This window comes from Pseudomonas sp. Marseille-Q1929 (assembly GCF_017316265.1).
GTDB lineage: Bacteria > Pseudomonadota > Gammaproteobacteria > Pseudomonadales > Pseudomonadaceae > Aquipseudomonas.
In genome coordinates, this window is the sequence record NZ_JAFLWU010000007.1 from 188,338 (window position 1) to 210,834 (window position 22,497).

22 protein-coding genes and 1 pseudogene are annotated in these 22,497 nt (G+C 61.1%); 15 read left to right on the forward strand and 8 right to left on the reverse strand.

All coding sequences use genetic code 11. The features are described 5' to 3' along the window. The first annotated feature begins 91 nt into the window (after positions 1-91). From J1G37_RS11490 to copD, 5 genes are all read left to right on the forward strand, one after another. Positions 92-481, forward strand: a complete 390-nt coding sequence (locus tag J1G37_RS11490) for a transcriptional regulator (RefSeq protein ID WP_207041798.1) — start codon at positions 92-94, stop codon at positions 479-481. A gap of 126 nt (positions 482-607) precedes the next feature. Further along, positions 608-2,305: a copper resistance system multicopper oxidase gene (locus tag J1G37_RS11495; RefSeq protein WP_207041800.1), complete on the forward strand. Its 1,698-nt coding sequence runs from the start codon at positions 608-610 to the stop codon at positions 2,303-2,305. Between the two features lie 10 nt (positions 2,306-2,315). Further along, on the forward strand, positions 2,316-3,131 hold the full coding sequence (locus tag J1G37_RS11500) for a copper resistance protein B (protein WP_277990719.1): 816 nt from the start codon (positions 2,316-2,318) through the stop codon (positions 3,129-3,131). A 49-nt stretch (positions 3,132-3,180) separates the two neighbouring features. Continuing rightward, positions 3,181-3,555, forward strand: coding sequence for a copper homeostasis periplasmic binding protein CopC (gene copC / locus J1G37_RS11505; protein WP_017735372.1), 375 nt, complete (start codon positions 3,181-3,183; stop codon positions 3,553-3,555). Further along, a complete protein-coding gene (copD, locus tag J1G37_RS11510; RefSeq protein WP_207041801.1) occupies positions 3,552-4,418 on the forward strand; it encodes a copper homeostasis membrane protein CopD in 867 nt (288 codons plus the stop codon). The genes copC and copD overlap by 4 nt, the downstream gene beginning before the upstream one ends. Here copD and J1G37_RS11515 read toward each other — a convergent pair. The 3 genes from J1G37_RS11515 to J1G37_RS11525 all read right to left on the reverse strand — a co-directional run bounded on the left by J1G37_RS11515 (position 4,415) and on the right by J1G37_RS11525 (position 6,456). Continuing rightward, positions 4,415-5,281: a DUF6279 family lipoprotein gene (locus tag J1G37_RS11515; RefSeq protein ID WP_207041802.1), complete on the reverse strand. Its 867-nt coding sequence runs from the start codon at positions 5,279-5,281 to the stop codon at positions 4,415-4,417. The genes copD and J1G37_RS11515 overlap by 4 nt on opposite strands. A gap of 66 nt (positions 5,282-5,347) precedes the next feature. Continuing rightward, positions 5,348-6,070 carry a TorF family putative porin gene (locus J1G37_RS11520; protein ID WP_207041803.1) on the reverse strand — a complete coding sequence of 241 codons (723 nt, stop codon included), beginning with the start codon at positions 6,068-6,070 and terminating at the stop codon, positions 5,348-5,350. Between the two features lie 206 nt (positions 6,071-6,276). Next, entirely contained in the window at positions 6,277-6,456 is a 180-nt protein-coding gene (locus J1G37_RS11525; RefSeq protein WP_003193095.1) for a hypothetical protein, read from the reverse strand. Between the two features lie 323 nt (positions 6,457-6,779). Between J1G37_RS11525 and J1G37_RS11530 the strand changes: the two genes are divergently transcribed. The 3 genes from J1G37_RS11530 (at position 6,780) to J1G37_RS11540 (ending at position 9,708) form a co-directional block, all read left to right on the forward strand. Next, positions 6,780-7,616 (forward strand): S1-like domain-containing RNA-binding protein, encoded by an 837-nt coding sequence (locus J1G37_RS11530; protein WP_017735376.1) that lies wholly within the window; start codon positions 6,780-6,782, stop codon positions 7,614-7,616. Positions 7,617-7,668: 52 nt separating this feature from the next. Next, complete coding sequence (locus tag J1G37_RS11535; RefSeq protein WP_207041804.1) at positions 7,669-8,067, forward strand: DUF2177 family protein; 399 nt, start codon at positions 7,669-7,671, stop codon at positions 8,065-8,067. Positions 8,068-8,265: 198 nt separating this feature from the next. Beyond that, positions 8,266-9,708, forward strand: a complete 1,443-nt coding sequence (locus tag J1G37_RS11540; RefSeq protein WP_207041805.1) for an NCS1 family nucleobase:cation symporter-1 — start codon at positions 8,266-8,268, stop codon at positions 9,706-9,708. Here the strand turns inward: J1G37_RS11540 and J1G37_RS11545 are convergent. Continuing rightward, positions 9,620-10,816: a YbfB/YjiJ family MFS transporter gene (locus J1G37_RS11545; protein WP_207041806.1), complete on the reverse strand. Its 1,197-nt coding sequence runs from the start codon at positions 10,814-10,816 to the stop codon at positions 9,620-9,622. The two genes, J1G37_RS11540 and J1G37_RS11545, sit on opposite strands and share 89 nt — an antisense overlap. Before the next feature lie 104 nt (positions 10,817-10,920). On the opposite strand from J1G37_RS11545, the gene J1G37_RS11550 reads away from it, so the two are divergent. The 3 genes from J1G37_RS11550 (at position 10,921) to J1G37_RS11555 (ending at position 14,607) form a co-directional block, all read left to right on the forward strand. Beyond that, on the forward strand, positions 10,921-11,814 hold the full coding sequence (locus J1G37_RS11550) for a LysR family transcriptional regulator (protein ID WP_207041807.1): 894 nt from the start codon (positions 10,921-10,923) through the stop codon (positions 11,812-11,814). A 142-nt stretch (positions 11,815-11,956) separates the two neighbouring features. Then, positions 11,957-12,079 carry a PA1414 family protein gene (locus tag J1G37_RS29135; RefSeq protein ID WP_003193089.1) on the forward strand — a complete coding sequence of 41 codons (123 nt, stop codon included), beginning with the start codon at positions 11,957-11,959 and terminating at the stop codon, positions 12,077-12,079. 473 nt (positions 12,080-12,552) lie between these two features. Further along, on the forward strand, positions 12,553-14,607 hold the full coding sequence (locus J1G37_RS11555; protein WP_207041808.1) for an NAD(P)-dependent oxidoreductase: 2,055 nt from the start codon (positions 12,553-12,555) through the stop codon (positions 14,605-14,607). 68 nt (positions 14,608-14,675) lie between these two features. On the opposite strand, the gene J1G37_RS11560 is transcribed toward J1G37_RS11555, so the two are convergent. From J1G37_RS11560 to speB, 4 genes are read right to left on the reverse strand one after another with little or no spacing between them, the layout of a single operon-like run. Beyond that, positions 14,676-16,058: a sodium:solute symporter gene (locus J1G37_RS11560; protein ID WP_207041810.1), complete on the reverse strand. Its 1,383-nt coding sequence runs from the start codon at positions 16,056-16,058 to the stop codon at positions 14,676-14,678. A gap of 24 nt (positions 16,059-16,082) precedes the next feature. Then, a complete protein-coding gene (locus J1G37_RS11565) occupies positions 16,083-17,591 on the reverse strand; it encodes a cytosine permease (protein WP_207041812.1) in 1,509 nt (502 codons plus the stop codon). A gap of 21 nt (positions 17,592-17,612) precedes the next feature. Next, positions 17,613-18,035: a nuclear transport factor 2 family protein gene (locus tag J1G37_RS11570; RefSeq protein WP_207041814.1), complete on the reverse strand. Its 423-nt coding sequence runs from the start codon at positions 18,033-18,035 to the stop codon at positions 17,613-17,615. Beyond that, positions 18,035-18,985, reverse strand: coding sequence for an agmatinase (gene speB, locus J1G37_RS11575; RefSeq protein ID WP_017134866.1), 951 nt, complete (start codon positions 18,983-18,985; stop codon positions 18,035-18,037). Before speB ends, J1G37_RS11570 begins: the two co-directional genes overlap by 1 nt. Positions 18,986-19,146: 161 nt before the next feature. Between speB and J1G37_RS11580 the strand changes: the two genes are divergently transcribed. From J1G37_RS11580 to J1G37_RS11595, 4 genes and pseudogenes are all read left to right on the forward strand, one after another. Then, positions 19,147-20,040: a LysR family transcriptional regulator gene (locus J1G37_RS11580; protein ID WP_034108063.1), complete on the forward strand. Its 894-nt coding sequence runs from the start codon at positions 19,147-19,149 to the stop codon at positions 20,038-20,040. Between the two features lie 6 nt (positions 20,041-20,046). Next, the gene (locus tag J1G37_RS11585; protein WP_207041816.1) at positions 20,047-20,655 is read left to right on the forward strand and encodes a DTW domain-containing protein; all 609 of its coding nucleotides are present in this window, start codon (positions 20,047-20,049) and stop codon (positions 20,653-20,655) included. A 103-nt stretch (positions 20,656-20,758) separates the two neighbouring features. Beyond that, positions 20,759-21,661 (forward strand): cysteine synthase CysM, encoded by a 903-nt coding sequence (gene cysM / locus J1G37_RS11590; protein ID WP_017735422.1) that lies wholly within the window; start codon positions 20,759-20,761, stop codon positions 21,659-21,661. Then, positions 21,661-22,353 (forward strand): annotated as a pseudogene (locus tag J1G37_RS11595) (TRAM domain-containing protein); the annotation flags it as partial. The gene cysM and the pseudogene J1G37_RS11595, both read left to right, overlap by 1 nt. Positions 22,354-22,497 lie beyond the last annotated feature (144 nt).

Here is a 22,497-nt window from a genome sequence, read left to right on the forward strand (position 1 = left end):
TGACGCTCGTCTATTGGGCTGAACGGCCAGTGATGTGCCCGGTCACACCTTTTAACGGGCTACTTTCCACCCGCCCGCAGGAGGAATCAGGATGACGACTTACAACTGGGATCTGATCGAGCGCTTGTTGCACGAAGTGCAGAATGGCGAAGGCAGTTTCGCCCCGCGCCAGTATGCCGAGCAGGAAGCGGCCGAAAAGGCCACGGCAGGCGAATCCACGGGCAATCTGGACGCGTTGAAAAAGACCGCGGCGGATTATGAAGCGCTGTTGCTCAAGCGCGGTTTCATCGAGTCGCGGCCAGAGGCAGAGGGCGGTAACGGCGAGAACTTCATATTGACGCCCTTGGGCGCGCAGTTGCTGGCGTTGATCGACAGTTCGATCCCGGGCAACGACCACCCACGCCAGGTGCTGGACGAGCAAGCCGATGCGCTGGACCCGGCCACCTTCGCCAGAGTCGCGTCCAAGGCCCAGATCGCCTGACCTTAACCGCGCCCGGCACCCGCTGCGGTGCCAGGCGAACCTGTCAGATCGGTAATCTGCCGCTAAGGTGGCTGACAGCCGGCCACCCCTAATCTGCTGCCATTCCCCTGACGGACGTGAATCGGCATGCATTCCACACCCTCCAGACGCACCTTTGTCAAAGGCCTCGCAGTTGGCGGCCTGCTGGGCGGGCTCGGGCTTTGGCGCAGCCCGGTCTGGGCCTTGACCAGCCCTGGTCAACCCACCGTGTTGGCGGGCAGCGAATTTGACCTGTTTATCGACCAGACGCCGGTTAACCTCACCGGCCGCCACCGCACCGCGTTGACCATCAACGGCAGCCTGCCCGGCCCATTGCTGCGCTGGCGCGAAGGCGACACCGTGACCCTGCGCGTAAAAAACCACTTGGCCGAGCCCACATCGATCCATTGGCATGGCATTTTGCTGCCCTCGACCATGGACGGCGTGCCGGGCCTGAGCTTCAAGGGCATCGAGGCGGGCGGGGTGTTTGTCTACCAGTTCACCGTCAAGCAGCACGGCACCTACTGGTATCACAGCCATTCCGGGTTCCAGGAACAGCAGGGCGTTTACGGCCCGCTGGTGATCGACCCGAAAGAGCCCGAACCCTTCAGCTACCAGCGTGACTACGTGGTGATGCTCTCGGATTGGACGGATGAAGACCCCGTCGCACTGATGAAGACCCTGAAGAAACAGTCCGATTACTACAACCTGCACAAACCCACCGTGGGCGACTTTGTGCGCGATGTAGGGGCGAAGGGTTGGTCTGCCACGGCCGCTGACCGCCTGATGTGGGCGCAAATGAAGATGAATCCCACTGACCTGGCGGACGTCAGCGGCGAGACCTACACCTATCTGCTCAACGGCCAGCCGCCCGAGCGCAACTGGACCGGGTTGTTCGTGGCGGGGGAGACGATTCGCCTGCGTTTTATCAACGGCTCGGCGATGAGCTATTTCGACGTGCGCATCCCCGGGCTGAAAATGACCGTGGTGGCCGCCGATGGCCAGCCGGTCAAACAGGTCAGCGTCGATGAGTTGCGCATTGCCGTGGCCGAGACGTTTGACGTGCTGGTCGAGCCTACGGCGGCGGCCTACACGCTGTTTGCCCAGGCCATGGACCGTAGCGGCTTTGCCCGGGGCACGCTGGCCCGGCAAGTCGGCTTGACCGCGCCAGTCCCGGCCGTCGATCCGCGCCGCTGGATCACCATGGACGACATGGGCATGGGCGGCATGGACCACGGCGCCATGGCGGATATGGAAGGCATGGATCACAGCGCGATGGCGATGCAAAGCCATCCGGCCAGCGAGCAGAACAACCCGCTGGTGGACATGCAAGCCATGAGCCCGGTGCCCAAGCTCGACGACCCGGGCATCGGCCTGCGCAACAATGGTCGCCGCGTCCTCACCTACGCCGACCTGCGCAGCACCTTCGAAGACCCCGACGGCCGCGAGCCCAGTCGCACCATCGAGCTGCATCTCACCGGGCATATGGAGAAGTTCGCCTGGTCATTCAATGGGGTGAAGTTCTCCGCTGCCGAGCCGTTGCAACTGACTTATGGCGAGAGGGTGCGGCTGGTGTTGGTCAACGACACCATGATGAGCCACCCGATTCACCTGCACGGCCTGTGGAGCGACCTGGAAGACGAGAACGGCCAGTTCCAGGTGCGCAAGCACACCATCGACATGCCGCCCGGCTCCCGGCGCAGCTACCGTGTGACCGCCGATGCCCTGGGCCGCTGGGCCTATCACTGCCACCTGCTGTACCACATGGAAATGGGCATGTTCCGCGAGGTACGCGTGCATGAATAAGGACCTGAGGATGAGCCGTCGCGTGGTGCCTGTCGTCATCGCGCTGGTGTGCAGCCCGCTGGCGCTGGCGGATGAGTTTCAAAGCATGGCCCCGGCGTCACCGGCACTCACCGAGAGCCGCACGCCGATCCCGCTGCTGACCGATGCCGATCGCGCGGCGGTGTACAACGCCCCTGGTGGTCACAGGGTGCATGACAGTGGCGTCAATTCGCTGCTGTTGATCAACCAGTTGGAGTGGCAGGGCGGCAGTGGTGAAGGGGCGCTGAGCTGGGATATGAAGGGCTGGCTTGGCGGCGACATCGACCGCCTGTGGCTGCGGACCGAGGGCGAGCGCAGCGCCGGCCGTACAGACAGCGCTGAGGCCCAGGCCCTCTGGGGGCATGCCATCAGCCCCTGGTGGGACTTGGTCGGCGGCGTGCGCCAAGACTTCAAGCCGGGTGATGGGCAGACCTGGGCTGCCTTCGGCGCGCAGGGCATGGCGCTCTACAACTTCGAGGCCGAAGCGACGCTGTTTGTCGGCGAAGCCGGGCGCACCGCCGCACGGTTGGAGGGTGACTACGACATCCTGCTGACCAACCGCCTGAACCTGCAACCGACCGCCGAACTCAACTTCTACGGGCGTAATGACCCCCAGCGCGGCATCGGCGCCGGCCTGGCCGACAGTGAGGTCGGCGTGCGCTTGCGCTACGAGGTACGCCGCGAGTTTGCGCCCTATGTGGGTTTCACCTGGCACCGCAGCTATGGCCAGACCGCGCAATACGCCCGCGATGAAGGCGAAGACGCCAGCCAATGGCGCTGGGTCGCGGGTGTGCGCCTGTGGTTCTGACGTTTCACTCTTCCTATCACTCGCCGCCATGAGCGGCCTGGAGCCTTGCATGTCGATGTTGAAAACCGCGCTGGTGGGCGCTGCGTTGCTCACCAGCCTGTCGGTCACCGCCCATCCCAAACTGCTCTCGTCCATTCCGGCTGCGGGCGCCCGGGGTCCTGCGCCCGCAGTGATTGAACTGCACTTCTCGGAAAACCTGCTGACGCAGTTTTCCGGCGCCAAGCTGACCATGACCGGCATGCAAGGCATGGCCCACGCGCCAATGCCGGTGAAGGCCAGCGTCGCTGCCAGCACCGACCCCAAAGTGATGCTGATCAAGCCCGCCTCCGCACTGACGGCCGGCACCTATCAGGTGGACTGGCGTGCTGTGTCGTCGGATACACACCCGATCCTCGGCAATGTGGTGTTCAGCGTCCAGCCATGAGTGAACTGATCCCGGTGTTGCTGCGCTTTGCGTTGTATTCGGACTTGATGCTGGTGTTTGGCTTGGGGTTGTTTGGCTTTTATGCCGCCGAGCGCCGACTGTTGAGTGTGCAGCCCTTGCTGCGCGTGCTGGCAGGTCTGGGGGGGCTGTTTTCGGTGCTGTCGATGCTGTCCATGACCCAGGCCATGAGCGGCGCCGAGGATTGGCCGACGTTGTGGGCGCACCTGCACATGATGTTGGGGCAGACCGAACTGGGCTGGACGTGGTGGTTGCGCGTGGCGGCGCTGGTGTTGGTTGTGCTGGATACGAGGCTGGCCACGCTGGGCGGCGGTGTCGCGCTGGTCACGCTGACGTGGACCGGGCATGGCGCGATGCACGAAGGCACGTTGCGCTTCTGGCATGTGCTCAGCGACAGCGCGCACTTGCTGGCGGCGGCGGGGTGGGTCGGGGCGCTGGCGGCGTTCGGGCTGTTGCTGGTGAGCCGGTCGTTGCCCCAGGCCGGGCGTGTGCAGGCGCTGGCGCGTACGTTGGCGGGATTTGCGCGTATCGGCAGCGGGTTTGTGCTGGTGTTGGTGGTCACCGGGGTGGCCAATTATCTGTTTGTCGTCGGGCCCAATCTGGACGGCCTCACGGGTGGGCTCTATGCGCTGCTGCTGTGTCTCAAGCTGGGATTGTTCGGCCTGATGCTGGGGTTGGCGGCGCTCAATCGTGTGCACCTGGCGCCGTTGCTGCAACAGTCCCTGGCGGCGGGCGAGCATGGGGCGGCGCTCAAGGCGCTGCGCCGCAGCATCGCCCTGGAGTTGGCGGCGGTGGTGGTGATCCTGGGGCTGGTCGCGTGGCTGGGCACCTTGGCGCCCACTTAGGACGGCGTGCTCTTGAGGCATTTAAGCGCCTGGAAATCGCTGCGTACCTTGTCGATTTTCTGGGTGAGTTTCTGGCGTTGCGCCGGGGTGCTTTCGGCCATCAGATCGACAATCAGGCTGCGCGCTGCGGTTTCCGTTTGTGCGTAGGCGCTGCGGTATTGCGGGGTCCACAGGCTTTCGCGGTCCACCAGCAGTTGCTCGATTTTCTGTGGGAAGTCGGCGTCGTGGCGTTGCTGCACGGCCGCGATGAAGTGCGCCTGCCAGCGGGCGCGGTTGCCGACCCAGGCCTGGTTCTGTTCGCCCAGCGCGACGGACCAGGCGTTGACCCGACTCTGCTGGCTGGCACTGAGCGGGCCGATCCAGGTGTCCAGGCGCTTGCTCATGCGCTCGGCGCGTTCCTGGATCTGCTTGGCCAATGGCGGCTTGAGGTAGTCGTCCTGGCGCTTGCGCAGGTCCTTGGCCAGGGCGTCGTTCATGTCCTGCACCTGCTGGTCGTCGAGGCCTTGCAGCAGCTCGATGGCTGACGGGGTGATCTGCCGGGCGATTTCACCGATCGCCTGCTTGGCTTCGGCAGTACGGGCTTGCAGGGCGGCGTCGCTGACCTCGCGGTTGTCGGCCATCTGTTGCAGGCGGTCCAGCCAGTCGAGGTAGCCCGGCAGTTGGGTGGTGCAGTGCCAGGCCAAGTGTGCCTTGAGGTTGTCGTTGAACCAGCTCTTCTGCCCGGCATTCATGTCCAGGTAGTCGCTGAGGGTCCAGGGGATGATCACATCGAGGTTGCGATAGGCCAGGCCGACGCGATTGCAGCCAGCGAGCACCAGGCTGAGGGCCAGCAATACCACCAGGAGTTTGAGCCGACGCAGCATGGGCGGGTCCTTGCGCAGAGAAGGTGTGTGCATGTGAACCTGCGCGGGGTGCGACAGTTCATCCCATCAATAAAACGACCGCGCGGCCTTCAGCGTCAACAGGCCATCGCATTGCGAGTTGTGTCCGGAGTAGGCCGAGCAATCGCCGCCGCTGAGGCTGGAGTCGCTGTAGATCAGGTTCAGGTCAACGCCCATCCACGCCCGCGAGAATTGCACCGACCAATCGCTGAAGCTACGGATGGAGCCCCCGTCGACCGCGACCGGGCTGCCCAACTGATGAGTGGTGTACTTCATGCTGACGCCGATGCCGAAGGGTTGCGTGCCGCCGAGGTCGGCAAACAGGGTGCTGTCCTGACGCCCTGGGTCATTGCTGAAGGACGCGCCGAAGCGGTTGCCCAGCAGGTTCAGGCCGCCGTAGAACTCCTGGCTGTCGAGGGGGCTGAGCTTGGGGTAGCTGTAGTGGATCAGGCCGACTTCGTAGCCCAGGGTCTGGTCGAAGGGGTGTTTGAAGCCCATGTAGGAATCGACTTCGAGGGTGCTGTCCGGTGACAAGCCCATGCTCGGGGAGAACTGGCCGAAATACAGGCCGCTGTCGTGGCTCAGGTCGAGCCCGCCATGGAATGAATCGCTGCCCGGCGAGGTGGGCTTGACCAGGCCCTGGGCCATGCTGCGGCTGGGCGTGGTGCCCAACTTCAAGTCGAAGTCGCCCCATTCGCGCTGAAAGATCTGCGCTTCGGCAAGGGGGCTGGCGACCAGGGCCGTGAGCAGGAAAATGCAGGGTTTGAACATGCGTCACTCCATGAAAAGCGAGGAGCAGTAACTGAAAAATTCGGGAAGATGCCCGTGCTAGACGTGTGCAAGCATACCGGCGAATGCCTGGGGTTGAGCCCCGTTCGTCGATTGGTGCGAGATTGAATGTGTGAGGAGGGTGTTGCGGGCTCTAGTCCTAGCGCCTTGATGGCAAGGCGCTTAGGGACCAGGTGTGTTGCGCGGTATTACTTCTTGCCCAGGCTGATCTGCTTGGACGGGCCGAAAGTCTGGCCGCTCACGCCCTTGGCAATTTGCTGGATTTCGCCGCCGGACTTGAGGAAAGCAGCAATCTGGCTGTTGATCGATTCGCTGGTTTCAACGGCGGGAGCTGGCTTTGCTTTGCTGTTGGATGCTTTTACGCGCATGGCGGCCACTAACCTGTAGAAAATTAACTTGGCCAGGCATCGTACAGGAAATACTTGACAATTGCTTGGCAAATATCCCCCGAGAATAAGCAGTGCGTGTGGAAATAACCAAAGTTTATCTTTGAAATAAGCCTCTAACTTACTGTTTTAACTCGAAACCACAGGGCTGGCTGCAGCATACGTAGCAGCAAAATCGAGCCGATTGATCGGACGAGCGGAGCAGGGCCATCAGCCTGCCACGCCAGCCCGCGATTTTTCAGGCGCGCGCGCGTGGCGAGCGCAACTCGGGTAGAATGCCGCCCACGTAATGAGGGTATTGAAAAATGGCTTTGGTCGGTCGCTACAACAGCTTGCAAGTGGTTAAACACACTAACTTTGGTTTGTACCTGGACGGCGCGCAAGACGGTGAAATCCTCTTGCCCAACCGGTATATCCCCAAAGATATTCCCAGTGAAGATGAAGACTGGCTGAACGTTTTCATTTATCTGGACAGCGATGACAAACTTATCGCCACGACTGAAAAGCCGAAAGTTCAAGTGGGCGAGTTTGCCAGTTTGAAAGTGGTGGAAGTCAACAGTATCGGCGTATTCCTCGATTGGGGTTTGCCCAAGGACCTGTTGCTGCCGTACTCGGAAGAAAAGCGCCAGATGACCGCTGGTGAATATTGCGTGGTGCACGTCTACCTCGACAAGCACACCAAGCGCATCACCGCGACCGCGCGCCTGGATCGCTACCTGGACAAGACCCCGGCGAATTACCAGGTGGGCCAGGAAGTCAATCTGCTGGTGGCCGAGGCCACCGACATGGGCTTCAAGGCGATCATCAACAACAAGCACTGGGGCTTGATCCACAAGAACGAAGTGTTCAAGTTCCTGCGCCCGGGCAAGGAAGAGAAAGGCTTTATCAAAGAGATCCGCGCCGATGGCAACATCAGCCTGAGCCTGCAGCCCGTGGGCCAGGAAGCGGCCTCCAGCCTGAACTCGAAGATCCTTGCCAAGTTGCGTGAAAACAACGGCAGCCTGCCGGTCAGCGACAAGAGCGACCCGGCGGTGATCAGCAACTTGTTCGGCGTGAGCAAGGGCAACTTCAAGAAGGCCATCGGTGCCCTCTACAAGCAGGGCCAGATCGTGATTCATGCGGATCGCATTGAACTAAGCTGATCGCGGTTTGCTCTTCTGTAGGCGCCAGTTGGCGCCTACAGAGGTTGTCTCGATGTCCAGAAAATTCATCTTCGCCTACCTCGGCACCTTGCTCGCCTTTCTGGTGCTCGACGGCCTCTGGCTCGGCGTCCTCATGGGCCCGACCTATAAGTCACTGCTGGGCCCGCTGATGCTTGATCAGCCACTGTTATTCCCCGCAACACTCTTCTATCTCCTGTATGTCCTCGGTTGCGTCGTACTCGTCGTCTTGCCCAGCGCCAGTTGGCAGCGTGCGGCGCGTTTGGGCGCCTTGTTGGGCCTGGTGGCCTATGGCACCTACGACTTGAGCAACTGGGCCACATTGCACGGTTGGTCTGCCGGGTTAGCGGTGATGGACATGGCCTGGGGCACCTGCCTGACAGCGGCTTGCTGCACGGTGGGGTACCTGTGTGCAGATCGGGTGCGTGACTGATTGTGTACAGGTTCTTTGTGCACCGTTGCTGAGCGAAGTCCACGTATCCGATCCTTCGTCAATCGCTTTGGAGCGCCATCCTGAAAGGATTGTGTGCCATTGGCACGCATTCTGCTGACTGCTTCGTATACAAACCATGCCGCCTCCCGTATGCACGCCGCTACGGCAGCGCAGGCCGGTATGACGAGGAGCCCAGCGATGACCGAACAATTGCCCAAAGGCTACAGCCCGCGCCTGTACAACCAGGACCTGGGCCCACTGCCGCAAAAGTGGACCTGGTACAACATCTTCGCCTTCTGGATGAGCGATGTGCACAGTGTCGGCGGCTATGTGTTTGCCGCCAGCCTGTTCGCGCTGGGCCTGGCCAGTTGGCAGGTGTTGATCGCCTTGCTTGCCGGTATCTGCATCGTGCAGTTGATCGCCAACCTGGTGGCCAAGCCGAGCCAACAAGCGGCGGTGCCATACCCGGTGATTTGCCGGCTGGCGTTTGGGGTGTTCGGCGCGAATATTCCCGCAGTGATTCGCGGCCTGATCGCCGTGGCCTGGTATGGGATTCAGACCTATCTGGCTTCCAGCGCGCTGATCATCGTGGTGCTGCGCTTTTTCCCACAGATGGCGGTATACGCAGAACCGCATTTCGCGGGCCTGTCCTACCTTGGTTGGTTCGGCTTCCTCAGCCTATGGGTGCTGCAAGCGGCTGTGTTCTGGGCCGGCATGGAGTCCATCCGGCGTTTTATCGATTGGGCGGGGCCGGTGGTGTATGCGGTCATGTTTGCCCTGGCCGGTTGGATCGTGTGGAAAGCCGGTTGGGCGAATATCAGCTTTACCCTGTCGGAAAAATCACTGTCAGGCTGGCAGGCGTTCGGTCAGGTGATCGTTGCGACGGCGCTGGTGGTGTCTTACTTCTCCGGCCCGACGCTGAACTTCGGCGACTTCAGCCGTTATTGCCGCAGCATGCACGACGTACGACGGGGCAATTTCTGGGGGCTGCCGGTGAATTTCCTGGCGTTCTCGCTGGTCACCGTGGTGATCGTGTCGGGCACCTTGCCGGTGTTTGGCGAAATGCTCCATGACCCGATTGCCACGGTGTCGCGCATAGACAACAGCATGGCCGTGCTGCTCGGCGCCTTTGCCTTTGTGACCGCCACCATCGGCATCAATATCGTCGCCAACTTTGTTTCCCCGGCGTTTGATTTCGCCAACGTCGCCCCCAGCAAGATCAGCTGGCGCGCTGGCGGCATGATCGCCGCCGTGGCGTCGATCTTCATCACTCCGTGGAACCTGTTCAACAACCCGCTGATGATCCATTACACCCTGGACATCCTCGCCGCATTCATCGGGCCGTTGTTCGGCATCCTGCTGGTGGATTTCTACCTGATCAAAAAGCAGAAGATCGATGTGGACGCGTTGTTCGATGACAGCCCCAGCGGGCGCTATTACTTCGATGGCGGCGTGAACTGGACGGCGGTCAAGGCGTTGGTGCCGGCTACCTTGGTGGGCGTTGCGATCACCTTTACCCCGGCGTTGCAGGGCATGGCCAACTTCGCCTGGTTTACCGGGTGCTTCCTGGGTGGGCTGTTTTTCCTGGTGCTGGCACGCCGGGAACAGCTGCGCATGCCTGTGCCGTTGGTTGCCGGCTGAGCACGAGACCCGCCACTAGCAGGCCGCATCCGGCGATCAGCAATGCCGGGTGCAGGCCGCCGCTCAGGTGGCTACTCACCGACGCCAGCAACGGCCCGCTCAACTGGCCGATGGCAAAGCTGGCGGTGAGCACCCCGGTGCTGCGCTGGTAGCCGTGGGGGGCGATGTCGCGCAGGCGTGCCATCACCAGTAGCATGCACGCCAGGAATGGCGCGCCACACAGCAGCACGCCCAGCGCCAGGCCCCAGGCATTGCCCAGCAGGCAGGCGAACACACCAACGGCTTGCAGCCACAATGTCGTCATCAGCCAGCGCCGCGTGGTGTCCGGGTCCTTGCGGCGCAAGCTGGCGACGGCGACGCCCAGCGCTGCTGCCAAGCCAAAACACGGCCAGAACAGATCGGCCTGCCAGGCGCCTTTGAATTGCGCGTTGGCCATCTGCGACAGAAAGGTCGCGGGGATGATGTAGCCCAAGCCAAATAAAAAGTAGATCCAGCCCAGGTGCGCGATGCTCTGGTTGCTGCCCGCAGTGACTGTGGCCGCAGTGGCCGGTGTCGGCTGGGGCAGGAAGGGCAGGACGACCAGCAGCATCACCAACGCCACCGCCCCATAGACTAGCCATAAGCTGGCCGAGTCCTGGCCTAGCAGGTTAGAGCCCAGTGCCAGCACCCCTGTGAGAAAAATCCCCAGCCCCGGCCCGGCAAATACCAGGGCGCCCAGGCGCGGACGCCCAGCGGCAAGCGCCAGCGGCTGGCTCAGGCTGGTGATCATCACCAACGCCCAGGCACTCGCGACGCCGGTCCCGAAGCGCAACAGCAGATGGGGCCAGAACCCATGGGCCCAGTACGACGCCAAGGTCAGCAGCACGCACAACCACAGCCCGCCATAGAGCCGGCCGCGCACGTGGTGATGGCTGCGGGCGAAGATCGAATCCACCGCCCCGACCAAATACCCCAGGTAATTGGCCGCGGCAATCAGGCCGGCGCCGGTCAGGTCGATCTGCCCTTCGCCGAGTAAATGCGGCATTTGCGGGGTGAGGGCAAAGCGGCCAATGCCCATGGCCATCATCAGGGCGATAAAGCTGGCGAGTAAACGAATCAGGGGCGACATGGGCTGTTTTCCTGCGGGTCAACGAATGACTTTCAGGCTAAGGCGGATTGACTTTCTGTAAAATTGAATAATAGTGAGTAACTTGTTCAGTTTTGGAGAAAGGTATGGAGTTCAGTCAATTGCGCATTTTCCAGGCCGTGGCGGAAGAGGGCTCCATCACCCGTGCGGCCGAGCGCCTGCATCGTGTGCCATCGAACCTGTCGACCCGGCTCAAGCAGATGGAAGAGCAGCTCGGCGTCGAGCTGTTCGTGCGCGAACGCCAGCGCTTGCAGCTTTCTCCGGCGGGCAAAGTCTTGCTGGACTACAGCAGCCGCCTGCTGGCGCTGCACGACGAAGCCCACGGCGCGGTGCAGGGCGGGCAACCGGCCGGCGACTTTGTCCTGGGCAGCATGTACAGCACGGCGGCAGTGCATTTGCCAAAACTGTTGGCCGGCTATCACAAGGCTTACCCGATGGTGAACCTTCAGGTGCAATCGGCGCCCAGTGGCGAGTTGCTTGAAGGGTTGATTACCGGTCGCCTGGATGCGGCATTTGTGGACGGCCCGATCACTATCGCGACCCTGGACGGCGTGCCCTTGTGTGAAGAGCGCCTGGTGCTGATCTGCGAAGCCGATCACCCGCCGGTGCGTGGGCCGCAGGATGTAGCGGGGCGTTCGGTGTTCACGTTCCGACGCAGTTGCGCCTATCGCGCACGCCTGGAAACGTGGTTTTCCCACGAGCGTGTGGCGATGGGGCGGGCCATCGAGATCGAGTCCTATCAGGGCATGCTCGCGTGTGTGATCGCCGGTTCCGGGGTGGCGCTGATGTCTGAATCCATGCTCGACAGCCTGCCCGGCAAGGACAGCGTGTCCGTTCATCCGCTGACAGGGCATTTTGCCACTGCCACCACCTGGCTGATGTGGCGAAAGGGTATGCTCGGCGCTAACCTCAATGCATGGATCGACTTGCAGCAAGCGGGCAAGCGCGAAGTCCTGCAAGACGCGCGGGCGATTGCTTGAACGATCCGTCAGGATTCAGATCAATTCAGTAATAGTTCGTTGTGGTTTCGTCCATGCAATACGTAGGACTTAGGGCTACTATCACTGTAGGAAACGGCGACAGAATTTGCGCCTGCCAGCATTACCCTCAAAGGGGGCAACCATGAAAGAGAAAATTCAAAACTGGCTCCATGACCTCGGTGTTGCATTGGGCCTGATCGAACCGCCATTGCAACCGGTGCCGATTCGTACCGATGACGAGCAGCGTCGGCCACGTCGCAGATAACGCCTGAGGCTACGCAGAGCTAAAAAATGTGGGAGCGGGCTTGCTCGCGAAAGCGGTGTGTCAATCGATGCAAGGTTGACTGACACACCGTCTTCGCGAGCAAGCCCGCTCCCACAGTGGGTTTTATACCAGGCAAAACAACGGGCACGACATCCGACGTCGTGCCCACTGAAGAAACCGCTCTAAACCCTGCGCTACATCAAACCACCCGAGCCACCACCGTCTGTGGCTTGCGCGACTGCACGCTGACCAGCACAAAGATCACCCTTCCGATCCCAGGTTCCAGTCAGTCGGCGCGTTCGCATGCCAGTTGGTTTTTGCCGTTCCAGTGTCGGAATCAGGCTACCTGCTTATCAGAATCGGCTGAGTTATTTAATTTTAGCGATGAGCGTAGGTTCAGTTCCGTAGTGCCTAACTGAATTGAAATCCTCGCCACGAGGCATCCGTAAGTCAGCATTGTTGGAGGCAAAGCTATGATGCTCTCTTCCGTTCCGCCAGTCGTCACGTCACTCATCGCCACTACCGAAACCATTTTGCATATCGCACCTGTATCGAGGCGCTGGAAGGCGGATGCGCCCAGCAATTTAGTGTTTCTTCCCCCGACATTAACCAAGCAAGCCCTGCTCATACAGATCGCCCTGCTGAGTCCATCGACGATCATTGTCGGCGACCAAGCCATTGATGCAGACGTCATTGATCAATGGCGTATATCTCACCCCTTTGGAAAGCTCTGTTTGATTCGCAGGGGCACAAGCCTGGACAAGATTCGGCTGGATCTGTGCAATTCCAACAGCATTCGAGTGGTCAACACATCCGGGGTCAATGCGCCGCATGTTGCTGCTTATATTGCGCATTGGCTGACACTGGCCGATGGCTCCTTACCCCGCGATGTCTGTGTACTGGGATACGGAGCCGTGGGTAAAGAGCTGGTCAAACTGTTGCTGGATCGAGATCCCGACGTTCGGGTCAAGGTACTGGTTCGACACGGGCGAGTGCCGGATTCCGACAGTAGAGTGTCATTTTTCGTGGACTGGCACGCGGCGCTGGAGGGGGCCTATGCAGGGGTCGTATGTTTATCCCTGAATGATGAATCCGCTCACCGTATTGATCGAACCCTGATTCAGTGCCTGCGCAAACAAGCTCGTCTGGTCTGCGTCGCCAAACCGGATGTCTTTAGCGACGATGCTTTACAGGCCCTGGCGATGGCTGAAACTATCCAGCTTGTCTTGGACTACGGCCCAGCGACATTGGATGCGTTTCGCATACGCACACAAGCACTCGGCTGTAGTGTCTCCACATGGCGCACCCCGGCGACGCTGACTACCCAGGCGTCAACCTCCGATGCCTGCAATTGCGATCTCGACTATGCAGTCTCCGTTCAACTGGGCTTGACGGCCTTACACGGTCTTGTGCGACGCAAACTGGCGCAACCATTGATGATCCCTTCTCAACAAGCCGGTATCGATGCGCCGCGCCTGTCGATCATCGGTCGGGGTATCAACGGCCTGCTTCAAGCGGTGATGCTCCGCCTGGCGAACTATCAGGTCACTGTGTACGGAGGCAATGAGCAGAGTGATGGGGCCAGCCACAAGAAAGTAAACATGCGCCATCTTTCTGCAACGGAGACAACTGCAAAACCGCTACATAACGATTACCTATTTGCAGGGAATCAATATTTGGCTGTTGAGTGCAATCGCGCAGGCATTGAACTGTTTGAAAAGTTTCTGGCAGATAATCCGTCGCTGAGACGGTTTGCGCGGGCGCGGATAGTACGAGCCTACATGGATGGAGCCATTGGCGTAGAGGACGCGATCCGCGAGCAGCGTGACATCGAAAATAGGTCTTGGCCGAGCGGCAAGCCAGGGAGTGACCTCGCAGAGATCAGCCCACTGCAATTCCAGGCGCGTTATGGAATTCCAGGGATCGGCCTAGCCGTTGAGGTGTCGGGCTACGATCTGGAATTTATTCATTTAAAGGAAGAGATAGAGACGCTTCTGCGGCACTCAGGTGTTCAGTTCCTGCCCCAGCATCTGAGCCCGGCTCAAATTGCGGAGCTGAGCCGAGATCACTTCGTCGTTACCGCCATGGGGATAGAGGAATCACAGGTAGTCGCGATCATTGGCTGGTTTTTCAAGTTGCGGGCTGTTGGTCATGAGGGTGTCGAACTGCGCGGACTCAAGCTGCAGTACGATCTTCCAGTTGGAGTCATGAATTGCCGCTTGGACGGAGATTGCATTCTTGTCTCCGGGGGGCAGGTTCCGCCCGACTCGGCGCCGGAGTACAAGGAGCAGATACTGGTGGCGTGTCTCGCCGCTGTTTCCAAGCACTTTCCAGCGTCGTACCGGAGGGCAATGGAAAGTGGCGATTTGCAAATTATCGAATGTGCCAGGCCCGGTACTCGAGACGGACTTTCGATAGTTCATCACGCTGCACACCACCAAATAGTAGCCGGGGGCACTTATGCCGCTGGTACAACACAGGGCTTGGTCTGGGCCTCTTTGGTTCAGGAAATCATCCAGGCAAACTGAAACAAAAAAACGGGCACGACATCCGACGTCGTGCCCGCTGAAGAAACCGCTCTAAATCCTGTAATACATCAAACCGTGCGAGCCGCCACCGCCTCTGGCTTGCGCGACAACACACTCACCAGCACAAAACTCACCAGCCCAACCGCGAGGCTGTAGTAGATCGGCGTGTTCGCATCCAAGCCATCCTTGAGCATGAACACCAGCGCCGTGACAAAACCCAGCGCCATCGAGGTAATTGCCCCGGACGTGGTCGCACGCTTCCAGAAGATCGCGCCGATCAGCGGGATCAACATGCCGCCCACCAGCAGGTTGTAGGCCAGGGTCAGCGCGCTGATCACGTCGTTCACCACCAGGGCGATGCCCAGTACGGCGATGCCGGTCAGCATCGTGAACCAGCGGTTGATCGCCAGGCTCGACTGTTTGCCGCCGCGCAGGCGTGGCAGCAGGTCTTCGGTCAGTACGGTGGAGGCCGCGAGCAAACCGGCGCTGGCGGTGGACATCATCGCGGCGAGTGCCGCTGCAATCACCAGGCCCCGGATGCCGTCTGGCAACGAGACTTTGACGATCGCGGCAAACGCGTTGTTGACGTTGTCCAGGTCCGGGATCAGTACATGGGCCGCCATGCCGATCAACGCACAGGCCAGGCCGTAGAGGATGCAGTAGAACCCGGCGAACGTGCCGGCGTACTTGGCGACCTTTTCGTCACGGGCGGTGAACACCCGTTGCCAGATGTCCTGGCCGATCAGGATGCCGAAGAAGTAGATCATGAAGTAGGTGATGATCGTGTCCCAGCCGATGGCGGTGAAGCTGAAACTCGACGCCGGCAGCTTGGCCACCAGCTCATCCCAGCCGCCGACGCGGTACAGGCAGATCGGCAGCAGGATAAACATCAGGCCGACGGTCTTGATCACGAATTGCACGATGTCGGTGAGGGTCAGCGACCACATGCCGCCGATGGTCGAGTACACCACCACCACGCCACCGCCGAGCAGCACCGAGATCCAGAACGGCAGGCCAAACAGCACTTGCAGTACGGTGCCGATGGCGAGGATCGAGGTCACGCCGATCATCAGCGCATAGGCCAGCATGATCACTGCGCTGGCTTGGCGGGCCATAGGGTTGTAGCGTTTTTCCAGGACTTGGGTGACGGTGAAGATCTTCAGTTTCAGCAGCGGCTTGGCCAGGAACAGGTTCAGCGCAATGATCCCCATGCCCAGCGCGGCGCACAGCCAGAAGCCGGAGATGCCATGCACATAACCCAGGCGCACGGTGCCGACGGTAGAAGCGCCGCCCAGCACCGTGGCGGCCATGGTGCCCATGTACAGGGTCGGGCCGAGGTTGCGGCCGGCCACCAGGTAGTCTTCATGGGTCTTGGCGCGGCGCATGCCGAAATAGCCGAGCACAAGCATGCCGGCGGCGTAGATGAGTACGACGAATAAATCCAAAGCCATGACGGCGGTTCTCCGATTTTATTTTTAGGTAGGGGAGTGGGCGGTGGTGAGTGAACGTCCTGTGGCGAGGGAGCTTGCTCCCGCTGGCCCATACACCGCGGCCGGCTCAGGAAAAACGCGCAGCAAGGTCAGATACACCACCGACGCCAACCCCAACGTCACCGGCAAGCTGATATCAATGCCATCCGCCAAGTTGCCCAGCGGCCCGACAAACTGCCCCGGCAAGTTGACGAAGCACAGCCCCACCAACGCACTCGGTATCCACGCCCCCAGCCCGCGCCAGTTCCAGCCATGGCTGAACCAGTAGCGCCCGCCCGTCTCACCGCGGGTAAACACCTGCAAGTCATCCGGGCAGTAGAAGCCGCGGCGCACGATCAGGCCGATGATCATCATCACCATCCACGGCGTGGTGCAGGTGATGATCAGCACGGCGAAGGTCGATACGCTTTGCACCAGGTTGGCGGCGAAACGTCCGATAAAGATGAAGGCAATCGACATCACCCCGATCAGCAGCGTGGCCTTGACCCGCGACAGCAGGCGCGGGAACACGCTGGACATGTCCAACCCCGTGCCATACAGCGACGTGGTGCCGGTGGACATGCCGCCAATCACGGCGATCAGGCACACCGGCAGGAAGAACCAGCTCGGCGCCACCGCCAGCAAACCGCCGACGTAGTTGTTGGCCGCGATGTAGTCCGGTGCCTTGATCGCCACGATGGTCGCGGTGGCCAGGCCGAACAGGAACGGAATCAAGGTGGCGATTTGCGCCAGCACTACGGCCAGCATGATGCGTATTTTCGGCGTCTCACGCGGGATGTAGCGCGACCAGTCACCGAGGAACGCGCCGAAGGAAATCGGGTTGCTCATGGCCACCAGCGCCGCACCGATAAACGCCGCCCAAAAGCCGCTCTGGCCCAGGGCGACACTGCCGGCGAAGTGGCTGTCGAAGGCCGGCGCAAAGGCGAAGATGCCCAGCAAAAACAGCAAACTCGCCGCCCACACCGCGATGCGGTTGACCCACAGCATGAAGCGAAAACCGTAGATGCACACGGTCAGCACCAGAATCGCGAACACGCCGTAGGCCAGGCCCAGGGTCAGGTCGGTTTCCGGCAGGCCGATCAGCCGTTTCGCACCGCCTACCAGCGCATCGCCTGAGCTCCACACTGACAATGAGAAGAAGGCAATTGCCGTCAGCAACGACAGAAACGAGCCGACGATCCGCCCGTGCACGCCGAAGTGCGCACCGGAGGACACGGCGTTATTGGTGCCGTTGATCGGCCCGAACAGGCCCATGGGCGCCAGGATCAGCGCGCCCACCAGCACGCCCAGCACAATCGCCCAGACCCCGGCCTGGAACGACAGGCCGAACAGCACGGGAAAGGAACCCAGCACGGCGGTGGCAAAGGTATTGGCACCGCCGAAGATCAGGCGGAACAGATCCTTGGGGCCGGCGGTACGTTCATGGTCCGGGATCTGTTCGACCCCGTTGGTTTCTATCTTGCGAATACTTTTATCGTTGTTTTTATTATTCATGATCAGCTCCGATCACATTGGCTAAGGGGGCGGCAGCCCTTCCGGCATAGCGGACAAATGTTCGTGACAGGCCAGCCACAGGCCTTCTTTTTGTTCTGTGCGAGATCCTTGCCGTTTGAAGACAATGGTCTCGCGTTCCTGGCTAAAAAATTGCTCCCCTTGCATGCGCAGTTCGGTGGCCACGTCATGCACAAAAATCGCCACGTCACCTTGCAGGCTGACAAAGGCGTTGCTCGACGTGCACGACAGCACCTCGAACCCCTCGTCCCGGCGCCAGCTGTCCCACACTGCCTGGTAGGCATCGCGACTGAGCAGTGGCTGGGGCAGGGTGTAGAACACAAAGCTGGCATCGGCCGTAAACGCGCCGAAGTAGGCGGCGCGGTCATTGCGGGCGAAGGCCGCCACCAGGTCGGCGGCGGCTTGCAGCACCTCGCGGGCGCTCATCAGCGATGCGCCACGCCAGGCAGTACGCAGAGCATCTCGTACAGCAGGTTGGCGCCGAGCAGCGAGGTGTTGCCGGTGGTGTCGTAAGGCGGTGAAACTTCTACCAAATCGCAACCAACCAAGTCGAGGCCCTGGCAGCCGCGAATGATCTCGATGGCCTGGATGGTGGTCAGCCCGCCGATTTCCGGGGTGCCGGTGCCGGGCGCCCAGGCGGGGTCGATGCCGTCGATGTCAAAGCTCAGGTACACCGGGCCGCCGCCGACTTTTTCGCGCACTTCGGCCATCAACGGCGCGAGGGAGTGGTGCCAGCATTCTTCGGCCTGGACCACGCGGAACCCCTGTTTACGGCTCCAGTTGAAGTCTTCGGCGGTATAGCCCTGGGCGCGCAGGCCGATTTGCACGACGCGGTCGCAATCGAGCAGGCCTTCTTCCACCGCACGGCGGAAGGTGGTGCCGTGGGCGATTTTCTCGCCGAACATATGGTCGTTCACATCGGCGTGGGCATCGATGTGCACCAGGCCGACCTTGCCGTGTTTCTTGTGGATCGCCCGCAGGATCGGCAGGGTGATGGTGTGGTCGCCGCCGAGGGTCATCGGGATCACATCGTGTTCGAGGATCTCGTCGTAGGCTTCTTCGATGATGCGCACGGCGTCGAGGAGGTTGAAGGTGTTGATCGCCACGTCGCCGATATCGGCCACCGACAGCGAGTCGAACGGGGCGGCACCGGTGGCCATGTTGTACGGGCGGATCATCACCGATTCAGCGCGGATTTCACGCGGCCCGAAGCGGGTGCCGGCGCGCAGCGAGGTGCCGATGTCCAGGGGCACGCCGATAAAGGCGGCGTCCAGGCCCTTGGCGGTTTGCAGGTGGGGGAGTCGCATCATGGTGGCGATGCCGGCAAAGCGCGGCATTTCGTTGCCGCCCAGTGGTTGGTGGAAAATCTTGTCCACGGGAGTGCCTCATCGTTGTTTTGTTTATTAGAGGCCGATTCTGCGAAATACCCCGCGATGGAAGAATCGGCAGGGGCAAATACTTAGTTCAGATTTTTCTAAACTAATGCCTGGGGTAAACTCCGCTCCCACAGGATTATGTGTGTGCCACCGGAGACCCCATGGCCAACGCCTTGCCCGACCTGAAACTCCTGCGCATCTTCGTCAGCGTCGTGCGTCACCAGGGGTTCGCCAACGCCCAGCACGAACTCAACCTGTCCACATCGGCCATCAGCACCTATATGAGCCAACTGGAGTCAGCGTTGGGCCTGGTGCTATGCCATCGTGGCCGCGGCGGGTTCAGCCTGACCAGCAAAGGCGAGCTGTTCCATCAAGAGACCTTGCGCCTGCTGGGCGAGCTGGAAGGCTTCGAGCAGTACGCCGCCGCGTTGAAAGGCGAGTTGCGCGGCACCCTCAAGCTCGGCGTGCTCGACTCCACCGTCAGCGACAAGGCCCTGCCGTTCGCCGAAGTGATTGGTGCCTACAGCCTGGAACACCCGGCGGTGCACCTGCATTTGTCGGTGATGAGCCCCTACGAACTGCAACTCGGCGTGCAGGACAACCGCCTGGACCTGGCCATCGGCGCCTTTTCCAATCGCATGAGCGGCTTGATCTACATGCCGCTTTACCGTGAACAGCACTGGCTGTATTGCAGCACCCGGCATCCTTTATTCAATGAACGGCGCATCCCCGAACAAGTGATCACCCAGCAACGCATGGTCGGCCGCGGTTACTGGAGCCAGGCGGAGCTGGCGCGCCATGGCTTCAAGCACAGCGCGGCTACGGTGGAAAGTATGGAGGCGCAGCTGATCCTGGTGCTCTCCGGCGCCTACATCGGCTATCTCCCAGAACACTACGCCCAGGCCTGGGCCGACAAAGGTGATCTGCGCGTATTGCTGCCAGCCACCTTTGGCTATCAGGCGCCGTTCTCGATGATCATGCGCCGGGGCCGTAGCCGCGAACCGCTGATCCAGACCTTCCGCGATCTGCTCAAGACCCAGCTAAACCAGGCCTGAAAAAACATGTCCAGACCCCAATGCCCCCGCTGCCTGCGCCCCGTCACCCACTGCCTGTGCGCGCTGATCCCCAGTCTCGACAGCCGCACCCGCGTGTTGCTGTTGCAGCATCCGAGCGAGGTCAACCATGCGCTGAACACCGCACGCTTGGCGGCGTTGGGGCTGAACAATGCGCAGTTGGTGGTGGGCGAGGTGTTTGAGGACTTGCCGACGCTATTGAGCGTGCCCGGTTATCAGGCGCGACTGTTGTTTCCGGCCGATGATGCCCAACTGTTGCAGGCCTACGCATCGTCCGATGAGCCGCTGCTGCTGGTAGTCCCTGACGGCACTTGGCGCAAGGCGCGCAAGATGTTGCACCTCAACCCGTTGCTGGCCGCATTGCCTCGGGTCACCCTGGCCGCGGGCGGTGTTTCCCGCTATCGGCTGCGCAAGGCGCCGGCACCGGGGGCCTTGTCCACCATTGAAGCGATTGCGCAGGCCTTGCAGGTATTGGAAGCACCGCGATCGTTTGACGCGTTGCTCAAGCCCTTCGAGGCGTTGATCGACGGCCAGATTATGGCGATGGGCGATGAAGTGTTTCAGCGAAACCATGGCGATGGCCCTGCCGGCGCATGACCGGCTTATTCCTATAAGCCATAAGCACCGCACTTTGCGTGATATGGCCCGCCGACCTTTCCCGGTATGATGTGCGCCCCGCAGTCTGGATTGCGAATACGCCATGACCTTGCAGTACCCAACAATCGCCGATTGCGTCGGCAACACGCCCCTGGTCCGCTTGCAACGCATGGCGGGTGAAACCAGCAATACCCTGTTGCTCAAGCTTGAAGGGAACAACCCGGCTGGCTCGGTCAAAGACCGCCCGGCGCTGTCGATGATCACCCGCGCCGAACTGCGCGGGCAGATCAAGCCCGGCGACACCCTGATCGAAGCCACCTCGGGTAACACCGGGATCGCCCTGGCCATGGCCGCCGCGATCAAGGGTTACAAGATGGTGCTGATCATGCCCGACAACGGCAGCGCCGAACGCAAGGCGGCGATGACCGCCTATGGCGCCGAACTGGTGCTGGTGACCCAGGAAGAGGGTATGGAAGGCGCCCGCGACCTCGCCGAGCGCATGGCCGCCGAAGGTCGTGGCCAGGTGCTGGACCAGTTTGCCAACGGGGACAATCCCGAGGCGCACTACACCACCACGGGCCCGGAAATCTGGCGCCAGACCGGGGGCACCATCACCCATTTCGTCAGCTCCATGGGCACCACCGGTACCATCATGGGCAACTCGCGCTACCTCAAGGAGCAGAACCCGGCGATCCAGATCGTCGGCCTGCAACCGATGGAAGGCGCGGCCATCCCCGGTATCCGCCGCTGGCCCGAGGAATATCTGCCGAAGATCTACAACGCCACGCGTGTGGACCGCATCATCGACATGGCCCAGCGTGAAGCCGAAGACACCACGCGCCGCCTGGCCCGTGAAGAAGGCATCTTCTGCGGCGTGTCCTCCGGTGGCGCTGTCGCGGGTATGTTGCGCTTGTCCAAGGAAGTGGAAAATGCGGTGATCGTCGCGATCATCTGTGACCGAGGCGACCGTTACTTGTCGACCGGCATTTTCGACGAACCCAACTGATGGCCAAGCACGAGAGAGGCCTGCGCTTCCAACCGACGGGCGGCAGCCGCGCCCCGCAGATTCCGGTGGGCAAGAAACAACGCCTGACCATCGAGCGCCTGGCCAATGACGGCCGTGGCATCGTGTTTTTCGAAGGCCGCACCTGGTTTGTGAATGGCGCGCTGGCCGGCGAAGAAGTCGAAGCACGGGTGTTGGGCGCTCACGGCAAAGTGGTCGAGGCGCGCACCGAACGGGTGTTCAAGGTCAGCGAACTGCGCCGCCCGGCGCCGTGCGCCCACGTTGGCCGCTGTGGCGGTTGCAGCGTGCAGCACTTGCCCCATGACGAACAGCTTGCCCTGAAACAGCGCATGCTCGCTGAGCAACTGTCGCGCGTGGCCGGTGTCGAACCGCAAGAGTGGGCTGCGCCGTTGAGCGGGCCAGAATTCGGCTACCGCCGCCGTGCCCGCGTGGCGGTGCGCTGGGATGCCAAGGCGAAACATCTGGAGGTAGGTTTTCGCGCGGTCGCCAGCCAGGACATCGTCGCCATCGATGATTGCCCGGTGCTGGTACAGGCCTTGCAACCGATCATGCAGCGCCTGCCAAACATGCTGCGTCGCTTGAGCAATCCAAAGGCCCTCGGGCATGTGGAACTGTTCAGCGGTACGTCCATCGCCGTGTTGCTGCGCCATATGGCGCCGTTGTCGGCAGCGGACCTGCTGGTGTTCGTTGCTTCTGGACCCTAATTAACCGTTAGCTTTGATTTTATCAATGTAATTCAATGCTTTAACCTTAGTAACTATTTTTAGGTTTTTCGAGCGTGTTCTACTGAACCCCGCAAATGGAATAATCTGGGCGCC